Origin of the sequence: Chryseomicrobium aureum (genome assembly GCF_016909155.1) — a bacterium.
Lineage (GTDB): Bacteria > Bacillota > Bacilli > Bacillales_A > Planococcaceae > Chryseomicrobium > Chryseomicrobium aureum.
This window is the reverse complement of the sequence record NZ_JAFBFG010000019.1, coordinates 1-17,100: the sequence shown is the minus strand read 5'-3', so window position 1 is coordinate 17,100 and position 17,100 is coordinate 1. Positions and strand designations below refer to the sequence as shown.

The following is a 17,100-nucleotide window of genomic DNA, read 5'->3' as shown; positions in this document are numbered from 1 at the left end:
TCTTCTTTGACTACCTGCTATCATAGCACATTTTATACCGATTGAGGCATTACAAGGCGCGGTGCTTTTACAAGTAGTACTGTACAAATGAAAGCAGCAAAGACGAGAACAACACTCATGTATGTTGCATTATAGATTAAAGAATATAAGACGACATTTTGATCCCCTGCAAACTCTCCAAAAAAGAAAATCCCACTAAGTACATGCACAATATACCGTAATACTGCAGCAAGAATAGAACCCAATAGTACCGCCCGGACCATGCCACTTTGCTTATTTTGTTGATATGCACGTAAAAAAGCGGGTCGGAATAGGCCTGCGAAACCTGCTACCATGAAAGCCAAGAAGTAATCCATAAACACTTGAATAATGACGATTTCAAAACTAAGTGGCGCAAAGTAGACATTTCCAGTTGCGAGTTGCAACAACCCGATTAATAAACCTGTGATCAGTCCCGCTAAAACTCCTCTTCTGAAAGCAATCAAAATGATTGGGACCAATACAAATGTAACACTTCCCCCTTGCGGCATTCCAAATCCAATTCTGTCCAAAACAAATCCAAGGGCAGCCAATAAAGCAATTTCAATCATGATGATGATTTTTTGATTTCTCATGAATTTCTCCATTTCCTGTTACCTTACCTGCAAGAATGGGTAAACAATAAAAAAATGACCTCTGGACAGAGCCAGACGTCATAAACATCAGTTTCTATCCACATCCCTACGCAAGTATGAACTTCCAGGTTCGAAGGGTACTGTCTCAGCCGCTTAGCGACGCCCCTTGTGGTAACAATTATTTAGTTGCCCTCATTCTACTTTATTACGAACAATTAATCAACTGACCTGAAAGGATGATTGAAATGATTGATTTAGTCCAGGATTTAATTCGCATACCAAGTGATACGCAAGAGGGTGCAAATAGAGCTCTTGAGTTTTCAGCAAAATGGTTAGAAGACCATGGTGTAGAAGTGACTATTTTAGAAAATGAAGGCTATAAAATGTTGGTTGCTGAGCTTGGACAAGGCGATGAAACGATTATTTGGAATGGACATTTAGATATTGTTCCAGGAAAAAAAGAACAATTTGAACCGTATATAGAAGGCGACAAGATTTTCGGACGCGGCTCTGCAGATATGAAAGGTGGCTGTGCTGCCATGATGGTTGCATTTGTGGGTATTTCAAAGCACGCAGATCGTTTAACGAAAAAAGTCCAGCTCCATTTAGTGACAGATGAAGAAACGGGTGGCTCGAAAACATCAAAATACCTCGTGCAGCAAGGCTACACTGGTGATTTTGTGGTCTGTGGTGAACCAACGTTCTTAAAAATCGGCTTACAGGCAAAAGGTATTTCTCAATTTTTCATTACATTCCACGGCAAAGGGGCGCACGGCTCTCGTCCTTGGGAAGGAGATAATGCCATTTTACAATCCCACCGATTCCACCAATTGCTTCTCGAGCAAGAATGGACAAAGGAGAGTTCGGAATTTTATGAGCACTCTTCCATCAATTTAGCACGAATTCAGGCGGGAGATCGATTTAATATGGTTCCGGATACGTGTGAAGTTGGTTATGACATTCGTTTTATTCCTGGACAAACTGTCGAATTTGTAGAAGAGCAATTAACGGCTATTTTGACAGAGCATTTTCCTAATGCAGAGATTCGACGCAGAGGAATTTCGCCTGCTGTCACAACTAAACGTGAAGACCCTCGCGTAATGCAGTTAGTAGACATCATGAAGGATGAGACAGAAATCATGGGTCAACATGGTTCTGCTGACACAAGACATTACGCCGTAACTGGTGCCGGTGCTATTGAGTTTGGTCCTGCTGGTGGCGATTGGCACGGTCCTGGTGAGTATGTTTCCATTGCTTCTATGGAACGTTATCGAGATATCTTGATGGAATTCGCTTACTATACTGGCGTGGCTGAACAGGTTTAATGAGTGTAATGCTGGGGTATTTTATCAGTAACATGATATTCATTAGGAGAGATGACAATGAGAAAGTCTAATTTATTGAAATCAGCAATTAAGTGGGCACCTATAGTGTACCCAATTGTAAGAAAGTTTTTAAATTCACGTAAGGCAACTAAAAAGTAGTAATTTTTATAAAAAGCATTTAAAAAGTACCTTCTCTTTAACAATAAAAGAGAGGGTACTTTTTTTAGTTGAGGCGAGTTGAGTGGAGTTCCGGGGCTGCTTTCCGAGGGCGCGGCGTGAGCCTCCCTCGTCGCAGGCTCCTGCGGGGTCTCACGTTCCGACTTTAATCCCACTGGAGTCAACCCCTACACGCCCCTCAACTTAGAAAATTTGCTATCAAAATTTTTATTAGATATACGGGATGATCTCTGCAAGTGCAAGGCCGTGCGGTGTGTGTGCACGAGCTTGGTCTACTGATTCTTCCTCGGATTGTTGTTCTTGAGCAGCTTGAATTTCCTCAAAACTTAAAGGATTTGGTTGCGGCATTTCAAATGGTGAGACAGTCAAGTTTGGATTGACCGTGTCAAAAAAACTGTTTGCGATTTGACGATACCCTTCTTGCGTTGGATGCACATCCGCTGGGTTTGGAACGAAACTCTTTAAGTCAGTATTCATTCGGTCTTCCACTGATACGAATGTTGCACCGTTTGCTTGTGCGGTTTGCTCTAAGATTTGGTTGAGTCGATTTAATTCTTTGGCTGTTCCCTGCTTTTGAAACTCCGCAACATGTGGATACGCAAAATAATACCCTACTACATAGACTTCTGCGTTCGGTGCTACAGTTTCAAGGTCTTGAAGCAGTCCTTCGAGTGACTTGCGTGCTTGATTGAGCGCAAAATTCGCTTGTTGCTGTTGGTAAGAAAGGGTGCCTAGTTCTGGATTTGCGGTCACGATTCGTAGTAAATCATTCGCACCTGCTGAAATCGTAATGAGTGTAGCGGAAGCTAATAACTCTTGCGCTTCATCAGATTGAATCGATTCACGCACTTGTTCAGTCGTGAATCCTGGAAATGCTAGGTCTTTTGAAAATGCCAGCAACTGCCCATTGCGCGCTAACTCTGCAGCAATAAGATCCGTATATCCTTGATCTATTTCTCGATTTGGCGTTTGACCTGCTGCTATTGAATCACCAAGTGCTACATAGATTGTTTGAGCACTTGCAAATGCCGGAAGTGATACAGATAGAACAAGCACTGAGACAATAGAAACTATCCATTTCTTCATATGCGTTTCTCCCTTCACTTACGCCCAATTCCCATTGCGGAAAATTGGTTCACGACTACCATCTTCTAAAATTCCATCAATCGTCATGTCGCTTGTACCAATCATAAAATCTTCATGGACGATAGACACATTCGCACCTTTTTCAAGTAATTGCTCTTCCGTTAAGCCTTTCCCACCTTGAATGGTTGTTGGATAAGCTTCACCTAATGCAAAATGATTGGATGCATTTTCATCAAACAAAGTATTGTAGAAAATCGTATTGCTATTAGAAATTGGTGAGTCAAATGGGACGAGGGCCACTTCCCCTAGGTAAGCAGCATTTTCATCTGTTGTTAGTAACTCATTCAATAACTCTCCACCTTGTTGCGCAGTAGACTCTATTACCTTTCCATCTTTAAACGTCAGTTTAAATCCATCGATGCGATTTCCTTGGTAGATAAACGGCTTCGAGTTCGTCACGTAGCCATCCACACGCATGCGGTCTGGTAATGTGTAAACTTCTTCTGTCGGCATGTTCGCAATGAATGCAACACCGTCACTATTGACACTGCTTCCACTCATCCAAATATGGTCTTTCGGTAACCCTACAACGATATCTGTGTCCGTTGCTTGATAATGAAGCGCTGTGTAGTTGCGACTATTTAAATAAGCAGCTCGGTCATTGAGTTGTTCAATATGTGCTTTCCATTGTTCGACTGCAGTCCCTTGCCCCACACGTACCACTTCAAAAATCTTATTCCATAACGCTTCAATCGCCTCTTGTTCGGAGACCTCTGAATACACTTTATTCGCCCATTTCCCAGAAGGTACTGCTGCAATACTCCATGTAATTTCATCGTTCATAACAGCTTTTCGGTAGCGCTTCAAAAGAGCTGACGACGCTTTTTGATACCGGCTGATTTTTGTTGCGGGAATCCCTTCAAGTAAATCTGGATCCTCTGCGTCAATCCACAGCAAGGCTCCTTTTCGATCAATCAACTCATCACGCTGAGCTGCTACCCACTTTGGAACATCGTCGAACGAAGCATCTGGTGCTTGCTCGTAGAATGCGCGCGTGATGGTGTTATCACTAAATTGAACATCAACATGGCTAGCTCCGGCTTTATAGGCTTGTTTGACTACAAGTCGAGCAAACTCAACTGAATCAAGAGTTGTATGGATTTGAACATACTGGCCAGGTTGGACATTGAGTCCCACTTGAACGATTAAATCTGCGTATTCTGCAAGATTGTCATGGAAAGTCATCGTTTGTTCTTTCCTTTCTCAACTGTCTTAGAGTTTCCAATTTCTAAACGACCTGCTCCCCAAACGACTTGAGTAGGCTTTGATGGGAAATCTTTCGAAAGCTTTTTGTAGAATTTTTCGTCTTTGTATTCTAAGAATGTGACAACTGTCCCATCTTTCCCTGCGCGACCTGTTCGACCTGACCGGTGCAGGTAATGTTCGATTGTTTGTGGAACATCGACATGAATGACGTGTGTGACATCTTGTATATCTAGTCCTCGTGCGGCTACATCCGTTGTGATCAATAAATTCACGATACCTTTTTTCAAGTCATCGAGTGCTTTTCGGCGTTCGTCTTTTTTCATAGCGCCGTGCAGTGCAGCAATGGGTGCATCGCGGAACAACAATTTCTCCTCTTTCATCATCAGCTGGTCTAAGCTATTGATAAATGCAAGACCCTTCATATTTGGAAGATGGCTAAATTTACGTAAAAGTTCCGTTTTGTCACGTCGATCCACTTTCAAAAAGTGATGCTCCACTTTTCCAACTGCGGGAAGTTCAGATGCCTCGACTTTGATTGTATGTGGGTTGTTCAGAACGCGTTCTGCCACAATTTCAATCTCATCTGTGATCGTCGCAGAGAGAATTACAATTTGTTTTTCAACTGCAGCATCAATAATAGAACGCACTGTACTACGATGTTCGCGACTGAGTAGTTGGTCAGCCTCATCTAATACCAAATGCCGAACTTCATGCATTTTGAGTTTTCGATTTTTTACAAGTTCATTCAATCGACCAGGTGTTCCAACAACGATTGTTGGCTTTTTCTTTAACTTATCGACTTGGCGTTGCATGTTTGCACCGCCAATTAATTGAGCCACTGTCACGTCTGTTCCTTCTGTCCACTTACGCAACACGTCAATAATCTGCATGCCAAGCTCTTGGGATGGTACCATAATAACTGCTTGAATGTGTGGTTTTTTCCCATCAACTAGTTGCAATAAGGGTAGGACAAATGCTAACGTCTTCCCTGTACCCGTTGGGGATTCTGCTACAATATCTTCTCCCGCTAAAAATAGTGGAATTAATTTGCTCTGTATGGGCATTTCTTGTGAGAAATTTTCATTTTTCCATTTCGTTTGCCAAATGTCATCTAATTGTTGAATTGTCATTCTAACACCTCTTCTTTTCTATCCTCTAGTTTACCATAGGTCAACAAAAAAAAGCCCTCTAGGAGATGGGCTTTTGTCTAGGCCGTTTCTTGGCTCGCAGTATAAATTTTCAGTAATTCATAAAAGGATAATTCGAACAGTTGACGGCCATCGACTTTGTAAATCCCTTGATCAATTAAACGCTGCAATAATTCGTCCCGGCGCAGTTCGGTCATTGAGTTTTTCTTGATGCTGTTCACTTGGAACACTCCTTTAATAATTTGTGCACTAACCTGTACCCTTGTTTGCGGTACAATAAACAAAAAAAGGAATTCTGGGAGGTTCTATGAAAAAAGTTATTTTGTTCGATCTAGATGATACTTTGCTGTGGGATAAACGCAGTGTGGAAGAAGCGCTTCAAAACACCTGCTCTGATGTGTTTCCTGAGAATGCGGAGAAATTGCTTCAAGCAATTCTAGATACTGCCCCTGGTGTCTATTCCACTTATCCTTTTTATGACTTCACACAAAAGATTGGCATCAATCCCTTTGAAGGATTGTGGGGAACATTTCCCGATGAGACATTTGATTTCCCTGTAATGGGGAAGTTGATTGGGGACTATCAATTTCAGGCATGGCATCAGGCATTCCAGCGTTTAGAAATTCACGATGAAGCGATTGCGCAGAAAGCGGTTAAGACTTTTAAGTCTTATCGACTTGCTTCTCCTTATTTGTATGATGAGACGCTAGAAGTTCTTGAAGAATTGTCTTCGAAGTACCGCTTAGGCCTTTTGACAAATGGTGCACCGAGTCTTCAGGAGACAAAGCTTGAATTGACACCAGAGTTGAGTCCTTATTTCGAGCATATTGTCATTTCAGGAGAGGTCGGGATCGGCAAGCCGGATCAGACACCGTTTCAAGAGCTTTTATCTCGCTTCGAAGTTGGGTTAGAGGATGCGATTATGGTGGGCGATAATTTGAAGACGGATATTTTAGGAGCTGCTTCTTTAGGGATGGAATCAATATGGATTAATCATCACGGATTAGAAATTCCAGAATCTCCAAAGCCGACCTATACAGTTGCGAGGCTTTCTGGAGTTTTAGATATTTTTGATAAGTTGAACAGACTTTAGTACGTTAAGTTCTGTTACGGGCTGCTTTCCGATGGCGCGGCGTGAGCCTCCTTAGTAATAAGTGCCTGTCACCAAATGGAATGCATTACCAAATGGTGACAGGCACTTTATTTTCCTTATTCTTGTCACTGAGCGGGCGTTCATCTACCGAAAATGAGATTTATTCTACCCAAATCGGGATTTATTCTACCCAAATTAGGATTTATTCTACCGAAGTCGTTTTATGGAAACTAATTTTCGTCTTAGAACAATTCTCTAAAGCTCGATTGCAATGACGTCCTCAATATCTGCAAGGGTCTTTAACTTCTCGACACTTTTTGCTTTTACGTGTTTATCGACGGTTAGCATCATAATCGCTGCACCGCCACGTTCAGCACGTCCCACCTGCATCGTTGCGATATTAATTCGCTCTTCGGCTAAAGACATGCCCACACGACCAATTGCGCCTGGTTGATCTTTATGGCGAATGAACACGAGATGCGCTTCTAATGGTACATCGACGATAAACTCATCGACGCGAACTATTCGAGCGCCGAGTCCATTTAACAATGTACCGGATACTTTACGCATCTCCGCTTTCGTTAGAACTTCTACCGTAATTAAACTTGTGAATCCTTTTGTCTGAGACGTTTTTTGCTCGATGACTGTGATGCCTAAGCGATCGGCAAACAGTTTCGCATTGACTTCATTGACCGATTCCCCTAAACGACTTCTTAAAAATCCTTTTAAAACATTGCGCGTGATTGGTGTTACATCAATATCTTGCAGTTCCCCAGAATAAACAACTCGGAACTCTTCGATCAGTCCATTTGCTAAATCTTGAACAAATGATCCGAGCTTTTCGCCTAGCTGTAAATAGGGCTCCACTTTCTTCAATACATCTTTCGGAACAGCAGACAAGTTCACAGGATTCTTTACCGCTTGCCCATTGAAATAGCGCACAACGTCATCACACACATCGACAGCAACAACTTCTTGCGCTTCAACTGTGCTGGCACCGAGGTGAGGTGTCGCAATAACTTGCGGAAGGGTCAACAGTTTATGATCAACAAACGGCTCCACTTCAAAAACGTCAAGAGCCACACCTGCCACTTTACCACTCTGGATGGCGTCATATAGAGCGTCCTCATCAATAATTCCCCCACGAGCACAGTTGATCAGTTGTACACCTGGCTTCATTTTTTCAAACGCAGCTCGGTTCAGTAAATGTTTTGTCTCTTTCACTAAAGGTGTATGGACTGTGATAAAGTCGGCGACTTGAATGACTTCATCTACCGTTCCCATCGTGACGCCTAACTTTTCCGCTTTTTCTAAAGTTAAAAAGGGATCGTAAGCAACTACTTTCATACGCTGACCTTTTGCACGTTGGGCTACTTCCGCTCCAATACGACCTAGTCCGATGACGCCGAGGGTCTTGCCTTTTAACTCCACTCCAATGAATGACTTTCGGTCCCATTGTTTGTTTTTAAGAGCATGAAACGCTTGTGGAATGTTTCGTGCAAGTGCCATCAACATTGCGATGGAGTGTTCAGCAGCCGAATTTGTGTTCCCGTCAGGTGCATTGACGACCAAGATTCCTTGTTCTGTAGCTGCTTGTAAGTCAATGTTGTCGACACCCACTCCTGCTCTTCCAATAATTTTCAAGCGGGTCGCCGCATGAATGACAGCTGCATCAATAGTCGTTTGGCTTCGGACTAAAAGTGCGTCATAGTTTCCCACTTTATCAAGAAGTTCTTCTTTTGAGAGGTTCGTCAATACGTCAACCTGGCTTGTCGGGTTCTCACGAAGAGGTTTCAGCCCTTCTTCAGAAAGTGGATCACAGATCAATACTTTAAACATGAACATGTCCTCCTATAAGTGTGTTTTGTGCTGCAACAGTTCCGTGTCCAGCCGGAAATGCATGGCCTAGGTCTCTAAGAACTACTTCTAACGCACTGATGACCAATAAAATATCTGCAGTTGAGCAGTAGCCCATGTGCCCAATGCGAAGTACAGTTTCTTTTTGATGTCCTTGCCCGCCAGCAATCCGAATACCAAATCGTTGAGTGAGTTGTTTTCGGATGAGCTTCCCCTCGATTCCTGGAACGCTAAATGCCGTTACGGTCGGAGAAGCAAAGTCGTCTTCTGCCAATAGCTCTAGATTCATTGATACTAAAGCTGCACGTGTCATGTCGCGTAATTGGAGGTGTCGGTTGACGACTCCTTCCATCGATTCTTGTTCAACCAGTCGAATAACTTCCTGTAATCCATATAAAAGAGACGTAGCTGGGGTGAATGGTGTAGAAAATTCACGCGTTGCTTTCTCATATTTCAATAAGTCTAGATAAAAACGAGGACGTGGATTGGCTTTCATCTTTTGTCTAGCAATTTCGCTAGATGCTACAAACATAAGTCCCCCTGGCAACATAAATGCTTTTTGAGAACCTGTCACAACGACATCTAGCTGCCACTCATCCATTTTTAGTTCTGCCCCTCCTATACAAGAAACGCCATCGACAATAACGAGTGCGTCAGACTTTTCGTGAACGAGTTTGGAAATTTTAGCAATCGGATTCAAAACTGAAGTCGAGGTCTCACAATACGTTACAAAAACTGCTGCACAATCGGGATGCTCGGCTAAAGTTACTTCTAGTTTGTTAAGATCAACAGCTTTCCCCCACTGTTCCTCTAGTACGATTGTTTCGATTTGATAACTTTTACAGATTGAAACGAAGCGCTCTCCAAATGCGCCGGTCACACATACGATAACTTTCTCACCAGGTGCGACTATATTAACAACTGCAGCTTCAAGACCCGACGTCCCGCTTCCTGCCACCACTGAGACATGTTGTACTGTTCCAAAGATAGTTTGCAAGCCAGGTTGAACGGAGGCTAAAAGTTCTGCCGTCTCAGGGTCCCGGTGCCCAATCATTGGTTGCTGCATTGCTCGTTGAACACTTGGCGGAATTGGTGTAGGACCTGGAATGCGTAAAATCAGTTGATTCGTTTCCATCTGCTCATCTCCTCAAATAAATTTCCTTCAGACAATTGAAAAAAGCTCTTCACACCTTGTCCTCTGACAAGGGGCGAAGAGCTTTGCTCACGCGGTACCACCCTCATTTACTGACTACTCTCAGTATCTTAATGAAAGAAGGTAACGACTTCTAATCGGACAGACATTTCCGTCTGCCTATTTAGGAGTGGAATTGAAAAAGTGCGGGCTGGTTTTCACCGACCACCAGCTCTCTGCGGCACGCTACTTAATCAACATGGCTCCATCAAAATAGTTGGCTGTATCTGAAGTTATCCTAAGTCTATCAACGATTTTTTTATTGTCAATACATTCAGGCTACTTGTAAACGCTATCATGAAAAATAATTTTATTGACTTCTAATTTTAGTGATTGTACACTCATAACATTCATTTGTTTTTTCTGAGAATACATTCATAAGGAGTGGACAGCGTGATAGTCTGTAAATTCGGAGGCACATCGATGGCGGATGCTGCCCAATTCCACCAAGTCAAAAAAGTAATCGAACAAGATCCAAGACGACAAATCATTGTAGTGTCAGCTCCTGGAAAACGATTTCCGAGTGATCAAAAGGTGACGGATTTATTGATCCAATCCTTTTATGAACAAACTCCCGAAGCTTCTAGACGAGTCATCGAACGATTTTCAGCGATTCAAAGTCAACTTGGTCTTCCAGAGGAATTACTAACTGACGTGATAAATGAACTTCAAAAAAGGTTATCTTCAACAGACGGGGAACTTTCAGAACGTCTGGATGCTGTAAAAGCCATCGGAGAAGAATTTAGTGCGCGTTTTTTTGCAGCTTTTTTACAAAGTCAAGGCGTTCAAGCTGTTTTTGCAGACCCAAGGGACATCGGGATTGTTATGACGTCACCTCCTGAACGGGCAACCCTACATGAAGACTCCTATGCACGGTTAAAAGCGCTAAATGAATCATCTGTCATTCACATCGTGCCTGGTTTTTATGGCTATACAGTAAATGGGAAACTTCGCACGTTTGAACGTGGAGGCTCGGATATCACAGGTTCAATCCTTGCAGCAGCTGTTGGAGCAGAACTTTATGAGAATTTCACAGATGTCGACTTTGTTTATGCTGCCAATCCAAATATCATAGAAAATCCGATACAAGTTGAAGAAATTACATTCCGCGAAATGCGCGAGCTGTCGTATGCAGGTTTTACAGTCATCCATGACGAGGCATTAATGCCTGTGTACCGAAAACAAATTCCAGTCGCGATCAAAAATACGAATAATCCTCTTGCTCCGGGCACAAAGATTGTGGGATTCCGACCTCTAACTGAACGCCCAGTAACAGGTCTCACAGCTGATCAAGGATTCTCCATTTTGTATGTGAGCAAATATTTGATGAACCGAGAGCTGGGGTTTGGACGAAAGCTACTCCAAATCATTGAAGAAGAAGGAATATCCTATGAGCACACACCTTCTGGCCTTGATGACATATCCGTAATCATTCGCAGCCATTACCTTGATGCGCGCAAAGAACAACGTATCGTCAATCGCGTGCTTCAGGAACTTGGTGCAGAAGTAGCTTACTTCCGGCACGGGTTATCAATGATTGTGCTCGTTGGGGAAGGGATGCGGAACTCGACAGGTCTAGCTGCACGCGCCACTGCAGCTATCTCAGCAACGGGTGCCAATATCGAGATGATCAATCAAGGTTCTTCAGAGGTGAGTTTAGTGTTTGGTGTGTTAGAAGAAGATCAAGTTAAGATTGTACGTGCCCTTTATAATGCCTTCTTTTTACCTGTCAAGGTGAAATCTTGACAGAACATTTATTCCATGATAAGATAGTAAAGTTAAATGGTAAGACTATTGAGTTGAATCTGGCATTCTGCTCATGTTTTTGAAGATGCTTATTCTTTACTGGCGCGGCTATGGGGCCGCAATGACGAAAAAGTAGGTAGGGTTTTCGTTGCTTAAGTTAGAAGACACCAGTAGAACAACTTCCGCGGCAATTGAGGTTTTTATTTTTATTCAATTTAATCGTTTCACCATACTAGAGGGGCATGTCACTTAGACATGCCCCTCGTCTAATTTATTGCGTAAATTACCACGTCCTGCTAGTGTATAGCCTATAATTCGAAAAAGGTGAACTCTATGAAAGTATATGTACATAGCGCAAAGACGGCTCTTGCTCGATTCTTTACAGAGCGCTACTATGATCAGGCAGCACAGACCGCCTATTATTTGATGCTATCCATTTTCCCGTTTTTATTATTTGTTTTATCCCTGCTGAGTTTCTTATCCATCAATTTAGATTCTTTACTTTCTTTTATTGAACCCTACGCGCCCGGCAACACTTACGGATTTATTGAGGACAATGTGTTACGGATTTTGGAAGGCAATCAAGGCGGCGTATTATCCGTCAGTTTGATTTCAGCGTTTTGGTTAGCAAGTATGGCTGTCCAGTCACTTGCCCGAAGCTTTGCAGCTGCTTATTCAAAAGAAACAGCTATTCCTTTTTGGCGTACTTTGTTGCAAGACCTCGGTGTTACTGCAATTTTCATGATTATGATCCCTGTTTCTTTGTTTGTACCCATTGTTGAAAAAGGAATTCTATGGTTTGTAGCTCAAGCTGGTGAACTGGAAACCTGGTCTTTTTGGCTTACGATTTGGCCAGTGCTTAGATGGATTATCGGTAGTTTGTTTTTATTTTTGTTCTTTCTCTTCTTTTATTCCATTCTTCCAAAACAACGTCTGAAGATTCGTACGCTCGTTCCGGGTGCGGTGTTCACGACTATCACGTGGCAGTTCATCTCGTGGTTCTACGGCCAAGTGGTAGGCTATGTGTCGTATACACAAATTTATGGTCAACTTGCCGGAATCATCATTTTGATGATTTGGTTGTACTTATCAGCAGCCGTGTTATTGATTGGTGGTCTTATCAATGCGCAAACTTATATGCGAAAAAGCTAAGATTTCGTCCACACAAAAACAGCAGCTCCTCTGTGTACTTTGAGAGAAGAGCTGCTGTTTTTTTGTTGGTGGAGTTTACTTTTCAAACGTAACAGCAGTGCCCGTCGCGATGCACATCATCATACCTTCACGCAACGTTTCAAAATCTAGATCGACCGCAATGACAGCGTCCGCTCCTAACTGGCTCGCCTTCACTTTCATTTCCTCAATCGCAATTTGGCGTCCTTCTGATAACTTGTTTTCATAGGCAAAACTACGTCCACCAACAATATCCGTTACTGTTGCAAACAAATCACGTACTACGTTGGCCCCCATGATTGCTTCACCTGTTACAATTCCGTGGTACACGGCAATCTTCTTACCTTCAATTGTATTCGTTGTCGTTACTAACATTTTATCCATTCCTCCTTCTTTCTAGTTGTTACGTAAGAAGATAGAAAAAGTTTCACCTCGTGTATTTCTCCAAATAATTTTCAGCGAATCGCAAGGCTTGTGACGGGTCATCTTTCACACGATAACTAAACATCCCTTGAAATGTGTGAAGATACAAAAGCCCTTCCCCACTCGAAAACGGTTTATAGGAGATATCATGTACCTGTTTCCATGTGTACTTACGTATCTCACAGGATACCCCGTGTTCGGTCAGATGAATAAATTCTTCTGTCTCTTTTTTTTGTTGCATATAATAAAAATCAATTTCCCGATGAACTTTGTAATAGGCCAGTTTAACGGTCACCGTCTCCCTCCTTCCAGGTAAATTTTGAAAGATCTAGTTGCGTCTCTTTCCCTGAAACCCAATGACTAATTTCTTTGCCGAGCAGCGGCCCCGCTGTCAGTCCGGAAGAACCAAGACCATTGACAACAAAAAGTGAATCACTGATTTGTTCCACTATTGGTAAAAAATTTGGTGTATACGGACGCAATCCAACTGCCATTGACAACTCTTTCAGTTCTTGACCAGGAAAATACATCTCGGCAATCTTCATTAATTCTTCCTGTGCTTGTTTAGTAGGCGATACATCAAATGAAGTCGTATCTTCATGTGTCGTGCCAAGTGCAAATCGACCATTTCCAAACGATACGATGTAATGCGTTTTGAGTCCCATCACTACAGGAAACGCGTCATCTGATTCAATTGTAAAGTGAAGAAGTTGCGCTTTTTGATGGGACACGGGTACGTTTTGTTGGTACTCGTTCCCCCATGCGCCTGCACAATAAATCGTCAGATCAGCAGAAGGTTCAGGAGGAGATGGAACTTGATTCCACTCCCCACCAAGCTTTTCTACCGCAACTTGTAAAACGTCTCGCAGTTGCTTTCCGTTTACCATAGAGGCCCCGCTTAGATAGAGCGACGGGAATTCAGTCGTCAGGATTGGAAATTTTGCTTGTTGCTGGTCCTTCGTCAAATATGTGAGCTCCCCCATTTCCGGAGCTTCTGCTTGTTTATCAGTAATACGCTTGAATGCTTTTGGTAAAACTTCCTCGTCTTTAAAAAATAAAATAGCTCCTGATTTACGGTGACCCGTACGTTCACCCGTCAATGATTCGAGCTCTTGAATAAACTCTGGGTAATAGGCTGCCCCTAACCTAACAAGTTGATACCATACCTTGTTTCGGCGCTGAGAGACCCAAGGAGAAATAATGCCGGCAGATACGCACGTTGCCTGCCCCTGATCTTCTCGGTCATAAACCGTTACTTCATGACCTTCTTTTAATAGATGATAGGCAATTGAAGCTCCGGCGATTCCGCCTCCAATAACTTGTATTCGCATGAAATCCCTCCTGTTGTCAGTATAAAGCAAAATCCCCTTCAAAAAAACTTTGCCGTCTTTGTCTAAAGTTGCTGTCACGGGGGAATAGTAAAGTACAATTTTAATAGTAGAAATGAGGGACACCTATGAAATGGCAAGGACGTGCGAGAAGTACAAATGTTGAAGACAGACGAGGAATGGGCGGAAAAGGTATCGCTGGGATTGGTGGAGGATTAGGATTGATTATTGCCTTAATCTTCGCCTTTGTAAGTGGAGACCCTGGAGTCATTCTTGATCAAGTAAGTGGCAATCAAGCATCTGTTCCAGCACAGACGACAGCCATGGAGGACGAAGCGAAAGAATTTATATCGGTTGTATTAGCAGATACAGAACGGATTTGGTCGCAAATTTTTGAAGAAAACGGCATGGAATACGTAGAACCAACACTCGTACTTTATTCGGGAAGCGTGCAATCTGCATGTGGGGCTGCAGGAGCATCTGTTGGGCCCTTCTATTGTCCAGCAGATTACAAACTGTACATCGATTTAAGTTTTTACGAAGAATTGTCTACAAAATATAATGCACCTGGAGACTTTGCGATGGCTTATGTAGTCGCCCATGAAGTTGGTCACCACGTTCAAACGCTCTTAGGCACTACCGATAAAGTGATGCCTCTTCGCCAGCGATTATCAGAGGAAGAATTTAATAAATATCTGGTCCGTTTTGAACTTCAAGCCGATTACTTCTCAGGAGTATGGGCGCACCATGCAGATGGGCTAGGATATCTAGAAGATGGCGATATTGAAGAAGCTCTAGCTGCTGCAAGTGCTGTAGGGGATGACACTTTACAAAAACGGGCACAAGGCTATGTAGTAGAAGAAAGCTTCACACATGGAACTTCAGAGCAGCGTATGACTTGGTTTAGAAAAGGCTACGAAACAGGAACGATTCAAGGTGGGGACACATTCAATAGTCGTCCTTAAGGAAATAAAATCCAATCCATACGGGTTGGATTTTTTGGTTTCCTAACCGTATCATTTCGTCTACAATGAGGAAACAGAATGTGGGAATAAGGGGGATCTAAAATGAAACTTGAGTTTACAAAAATGCAGGGTGCAGGCAATGACTACATTTATATTAATGGATTTGAAACTACACTTTCACAAGATACTGCAACACGTCTTGCCCATCAACTTTCCAATCGGAATTTTGGAATTGGTGCAGACGGCTTGGTCATTATCGACCCGGTGGATGGCGCAGACGCTAAAATGCGCATGTACAATGCGGATGGCAGTGAAGGAAAAATGTGTGGAAACGCGATTCGGTGCGTAGCAAAATACATTTATGATCATGGTATTGTGACGAAAGAAAAAGTTGTTATTGATACATTAAGCGGAAAAAAAGCAATTGATTTGGTGATTGAAAATAATTTTGTGTCAGAAGCAACTGTAGACATGGGAGCTGCCAATTTTGTACTTTCGGAAATTCCAGTGAAAAGTGCTGAGGCAGAATGGATTGATTATACTTTCACAACATCGATTGGAGACTATCAAGTAACGGCAGTGAGCATGGGGAATCCTCATCTTGTAACCTTCCTTGATGAAATTCATGATTTGAATCTAACGGTCATTGGACCCGTATTTGAACATCATCCCGCTTTCCCAGAGCGAATCAATACTGAATTTGTAGTGGTCCACTCCCCTACTGAATTATCTATGCGCGTTTGGGAACGCGGATCCGGTGAAACGATGGCATGCGGAACTGGTGCATGTGCTGTAGTGGCAGCTGCTGTTCGCAACGGACATAGCCCCGCTGGAGAATGGATAACAGTCCATCTACTAGGTGGAGATTTAGCGATTTTATACAATGATGAAACAGTTTTGATGAGAGGTCCAGCTGTAGAGGTGTATAAAGGTTCCATTGAATTAGTCGTTTAGAACTACAAATGTCATAAAATGATTTATTTTTGTAAACAAAAAACGTATAAGTTGTAATGTGAATGTAATGTTCAATTGCTATGATACTTCTATCTTAATCAGATAGGGGTAGAGAACTTGAAAAAGATTCTTAGCACACTGGTCCTGGTTTTTGTACTATTCATTTCAACTACAGCAGCATCAGCTTCGACTGGCACATATACAGTAAAAAAAGGGGATACGCTTTATCGTATCGCTGTGAATCATAAGACAACAGTTTCTAATTTGAAGTCTTGGAACAATTTAAAATCAGATACAATCAAAATTAATCAAAAGTTACATGTTAAGAAACCAGCAACAAAAAAAGTTTCACGCTCCACTAGCAATGAAGTGGTTAAAGAGTTTTATGTAACATCTACTGCTTACACTGCTTATTGCAAAGGCTGTTCAGGCATAACAAAGACTGGAATCAATCTTCGCAAAAACCCACATTTAAAAGTAATTGCAGTAGATCCTAAAGTAATTCCACTCGGAACTAAAGTTCACGTAGAGGGTTATGGGTATGCAATCGCTGGCGATACAGGAAGTGCAATCAAAGGAAATAAAATTGATGTATTTATGCCTTCTACTTCCCAAGCACTCAACTGGGGACGCAAAACAGTTAAAATTAAAATCATTAAATAAAGAGGCTGGGACAAAACTCGGCCGATAATATAAAAAATGGTCATCGCGATTGAGTGATGACCATTTTTTATGGGTAATTTCAAATATGCGGCC

General features: G+C 42.4%; 18 protein-coding genes and 1 riboswitch. Of the genes, 7 read left to right on the top strand and 11 right to left on the bottom strand.

The genetic code is table 11. From position 1 onward, the window contains the following. Positions 1 to 32: 32 nt before the first annotated feature. The gene (gene thiT, locus JOD03_RS11490) at positions 33 to 614 is read right to left on the bottom strand and encodes an energy-coupled thiamine transporter ThiT (protein WP_204591264.1); all 582 of its coding nucleotides are present in this window, start codon (positions 612 to 614) and stop codon (positions 33 to 35) included. An 86-nt stretch (positions 615 to 700) separates the two neighbouring features. Next, positions 701 to 791, bottom strand: a riboswitch (TPP riboswitch). 68 nt (positions 792 to 859) lie between these two features. Between thiT and JOD03_RS11485 the strand changes: the two genes are divergently transcribed. Next, positions 860 to 1,939 (top strand): M20 family metallopeptidase, encoded by a 1,080-nt coding sequence (locus tag JOD03_RS11485; RefSeq protein ID WP_204591262.1) that lies wholly within the window; start codon positions 860 to 862, stop codon positions 1,937 to 1,939. Here JOD03_RS11485 and JOD03_RS11480 read toward each other — a convergent pair. The 5 genes from JOD03_RS11480 to JOD03_RS11460 all read right to left on the bottom strand — a co-directional run bounded on the left by JOD03_RS11480 (position 1,936) and on the right by JOD03_RS11460 (position 5,837). Further along, entirely contained in the window at positions 1,936 to 2,271 is a 336-nt protein-coding gene (locus JOD03_RS11480) for a hypothetical protein (RefSeq protein WP_204591260.1), read from the bottom strand. The two genes, JOD03_RS11485 and JOD03_RS11480, sit on opposite strands and share 4 nt — an antisense overlap. Positions 2,272 to 2,326: 55 nt before the next feature. Continuing rightward, positions 2,327 to 3,202, bottom strand: coding sequence for an SGNH/GDSL hydrolase family protein (locus JOD03_RS11475; RefSeq protein WP_204591258.1), 876 nt, complete (start codon positions 3,200 to 3,202; stop codon positions 2,327 to 2,329). 18 nt (positions 3,203 to 3,220) lie between these two features. Continuing rightward, on the bottom strand, positions 3,221 to 4,447 hold the full coding sequence (locus JOD03_RS11470; RefSeq protein WP_204591256.1) for an aminopeptidase: 1,227 nt from the start codon (positions 4,445 to 4,447) through the stop codon (positions 3,221 to 3,223). Continuing rightward, positions 4,444 to 5,598, bottom strand: a complete 1,155-nt coding sequence (locus tag JOD03_RS11465) for a DEAD/DEAH box helicase (protein ID WP_204591255.1) — start codon at positions 5,596 to 5,598, stop codon at positions 4,444 to 4,446. The genes JOD03_RS11470 and JOD03_RS11465 overlap by 4 nt, the downstream gene beginning before the upstream one ends. A 77-nt stretch (positions 5,599 to 5,675) precedes the next feature. Further along, complete coding sequence (locus JOD03_RS11460) at positions 5,676 to 5,837, bottom strand: Fur-regulated basic protein FbpA (RefSeq protein ID WP_338032472.1); 162 nt, start codon at positions 5,835 to 5,837, stop codon at positions 5,676 to 5,678. Between the two features lie 86 nt (positions 5,838 to 5,923). Here JOD03_RS11460 and JOD03_RS11455 point away from each other — a divergent pair, with 86 nt between their 5' ends. Continuing rightward, complete coding sequence (locus tag JOD03_RS11455) at positions 5,924 to 6,709, top strand: HAD family hydrolase (protein ID WP_204591254.1); 786 nt, start codon at positions 5,924 to 5,926, stop codon at positions 6,707 to 6,709. 255 nt (positions 6,710 to 6,964) lie between these two features. Here JOD03_RS11455 and serA read toward each other — a convergent pair whose 3' ends face one another. Further along, positions 6,965 to 8,548: a phosphoglycerate dehydrogenase gene (gene serA / locus JOD03_RS11450; RefSeq protein WP_204591253.1), complete on the bottom strand. Its 1,584-nt coding sequence runs from the start codon at positions 8,546 to 8,548 to the stop codon at positions 6,965 to 6,967. Continuing rightward, positions 8,541 to 9,701 (bottom strand): pyridoxal-phosphate-dependent aminotransferase family protein, encoded by a 1,161-nt coding sequence (locus JOD03_RS11445; RefSeq protein WP_204591252.1) that lies wholly within the window; start codon positions 9,699 to 9,701, stop codon positions 8,541 to 8,543. The genes serA and JOD03_RS11445 overlap by 8 nt, the downstream gene beginning before the upstream one ends. A gap of 450 nt (positions 9,702 to 10,151) precedes the next feature. Between JOD03_RS11445 and JOD03_RS11440 the strand changes: the two genes are divergently transcribed. Together JOD03_RS11440 and JOD03_RS11435 are read left to right on the top strand one after the other, a co-directional pair. After that, positions 10,152 to 11,504 carry an aspartate kinase gene (locus tag JOD03_RS11440; RefSeq protein WP_204591251.1) on the top strand — a complete coding sequence of 451 codons (1,353 nt, stop codon included), beginning with the start codon at positions 10,152 to 10,154 and terminating at the stop codon, positions 11,502 to 11,504. 333 nt (positions 11,505 to 11,837) lie between these two features. After that, the gene (locus JOD03_RS11435; protein WP_204591250.1) at positions 11,838 to 12,656 is read left to right on the top strand and encodes a YihY/virulence factor BrkB family protein; all 819 of its coding nucleotides are present in this window, start codon (positions 11,838 to 11,840) and stop codon (positions 12,654 to 12,656) included. A gap of 75 nt (positions 12,657 to 12,731) precedes the next feature. Here JOD03_RS11435 and JOD03_RS11430 read toward each other — a convergent pair whose 3' ends face one another. Genes JOD03_RS11430 through JOD03_RS11420 form a run of 3 tightly spaced genes read right to left on the bottom strand, consistent with a single transcriptional unit; the run spans position 12,732 to position 14,428 of the window. Further along, entirely contained in the window at positions 12,732 to 13,049 is a 318-nt protein-coding gene (locus tag JOD03_RS11430; protein ID WP_204591334.1) for a YbjQ family protein, read from the bottom strand. A 52-nt stretch (positions 13,050 to 13,101) separates the two neighbouring features. After that, the gene (locus tag JOD03_RS11425; RefSeq protein ID WP_204591249.1) at positions 13,102 to 13,392 is read right to left on the bottom strand and encodes a hypothetical protein; all 291 of its coding nucleotides are present in this window, start codon (positions 13,390 to 13,392) and stop codon (positions 13,102 to 13,104) included. After that, positions 13,382 to 14,428: an NAD(P)/FAD-dependent oxidoreductase gene (locus JOD03_RS11420; protein WP_204591247.1), complete on the bottom strand. Its 1,047-nt coding sequence runs from the start codon at positions 14,426 to 14,428 to the stop codon at positions 13,382 to 13,384. Before JOD03_RS11420 ends, JOD03_RS11425 begins: the two co-directional genes overlap by 11 nt. 125 nt (positions 14,429 to 14,553) lie before the next feature. Between JOD03_RS11420 and ypfJ the strand changes: the two genes are divergently transcribed. From ypfJ to JOD03_RS11405, 3 genes are all read left to right on the top strand, one after another. Further along, positions 14,554 to 15,390: a KPN_02809 family neutral zinc metallopeptidase gene (gene ypfJ, locus JOD03_RS11415; RefSeq protein WP_204591244.1), complete on the top strand. Its 837-nt coding sequence runs from the start codon at positions 14,554 to 14,556 to the stop codon at positions 15,388 to 15,390. A 102-nt stretch (positions 15,391 to 15,492) separates the two neighbouring features. Then, positions 15,493 to 16,344, top strand: coding sequence for a diaminopimelate epimerase (gene dapF, locus JOD03_RS11410; protein ID WP_204591242.1), 852 nt, complete (start codon positions 15,493 to 15,495; stop codon positions 16,342 to 16,344). A 117-nt stretch (positions 16,345 to 16,461) separates the two neighbouring features. Continuing rightward, positions 16,462 to 17,007, top strand: coding sequence for a 3D domain-containing protein (locus tag JOD03_RS11405; protein WP_204591240.1), 546 nt, complete (start codon positions 16,462 to 16,464; stop codon positions 17,005 to 17,007). Positions 17,008 to 17,100: the final 93 nt, after the last annotated feature.

What these genes read in the sequence shown, in the direction of transcription:
- thiT (WP_204591264.1), bottom strand. Translation starts at nt 614, where the DNA reads ATGAGAAATCAAAAAATCATCATCATGATTGAAATTGCTTTATTGGCT.
- JOD03_RS11485 (WP_204591262.1), top strand. Translation starts at nt 860, where the DNA reads ATGATTGATTTAGTCCAGGATTTAATTCGCATACCAAGTGATACGCAA.
- JOD03_RS11475 (WP_204591258.1), bottom strand. Translation starts at nt 3,202, where the DNA reads ATGAAGAAATGGATAGTTTCTATTGTCTCAGTGCTTGTTCTATCTGTA.
- JOD03_RS11470 (WP_204591256.1), bottom strand. Translation starts at nt 4,447, where the DNA reads ATGACTTTCCATGACAATCTTGCAGAATACGCAGATTTAATCGTTCAA.
- JOD03_RS11465 (WP_204591255.1), bottom strand. Translation starts at nt 5,598, where the DNA reads ATGACAATTCAACAATTAGATGACATTTGGCAAACGAAATGGAAAAAT.
- JOD03_RS11455 (WP_204591254.1), top strand. Translation starts at nt 5,924, where the DNA reads ATGAAAAAAGTTATTTTGTTCGATCTAGATGATACTTTGCTGTGGGAT.
- serA (WP_204591253.1), bottom strand. Translation starts at nt 8,548, where the DNA reads ATGTTTAAAGTATTGATCTGTGATCCACTTTCTGAAGAAGGGCTGAAA.
- JOD03_RS11445 (WP_204591252.1), bottom strand. Translation starts at nt 9,701, where the DNA reads ATGGAAACGAATCAACTGATTTTACGCATTCCAGGTCCTACACCAATT.
- JOD03_RS11435 (WP_204591250.1), top strand. Translation starts at nt 11,838, where the DNA reads ATGAAAGTATATGTACATAGCGCAAAGACGGCTCTTGCTCGATTCTTT.
- JOD03_RS11430 (WP_204591334.1), bottom strand. Translation starts at nt 13,049, where the DNA reads ATGTTAGTAACGACAACGAATACAATTGAAGGTAAGAAGATTGCCGTG.
- JOD03_RS11420 (WP_204591247.1), bottom strand. Translation starts at nt 14,428, where the DNA reads ATGCGAATACAAGTTATTGGAGGCGGAATCGCCGGAGCTTCAATTGCC.
- ypfJ (WP_204591244.1), top strand. Translation starts at nt 14,554, where the DNA reads ATGAAATGGCAAGGACGTGCGAGAAGTACAAATGTTGAAGACAGACGA.
- dapF (WP_204591242.1), top strand. Translation starts at nt 15,493, where the DNA reads ATGAAACTTGAGTTTACAAAAATGCAGGGTGCAGGCAATGACTACATT.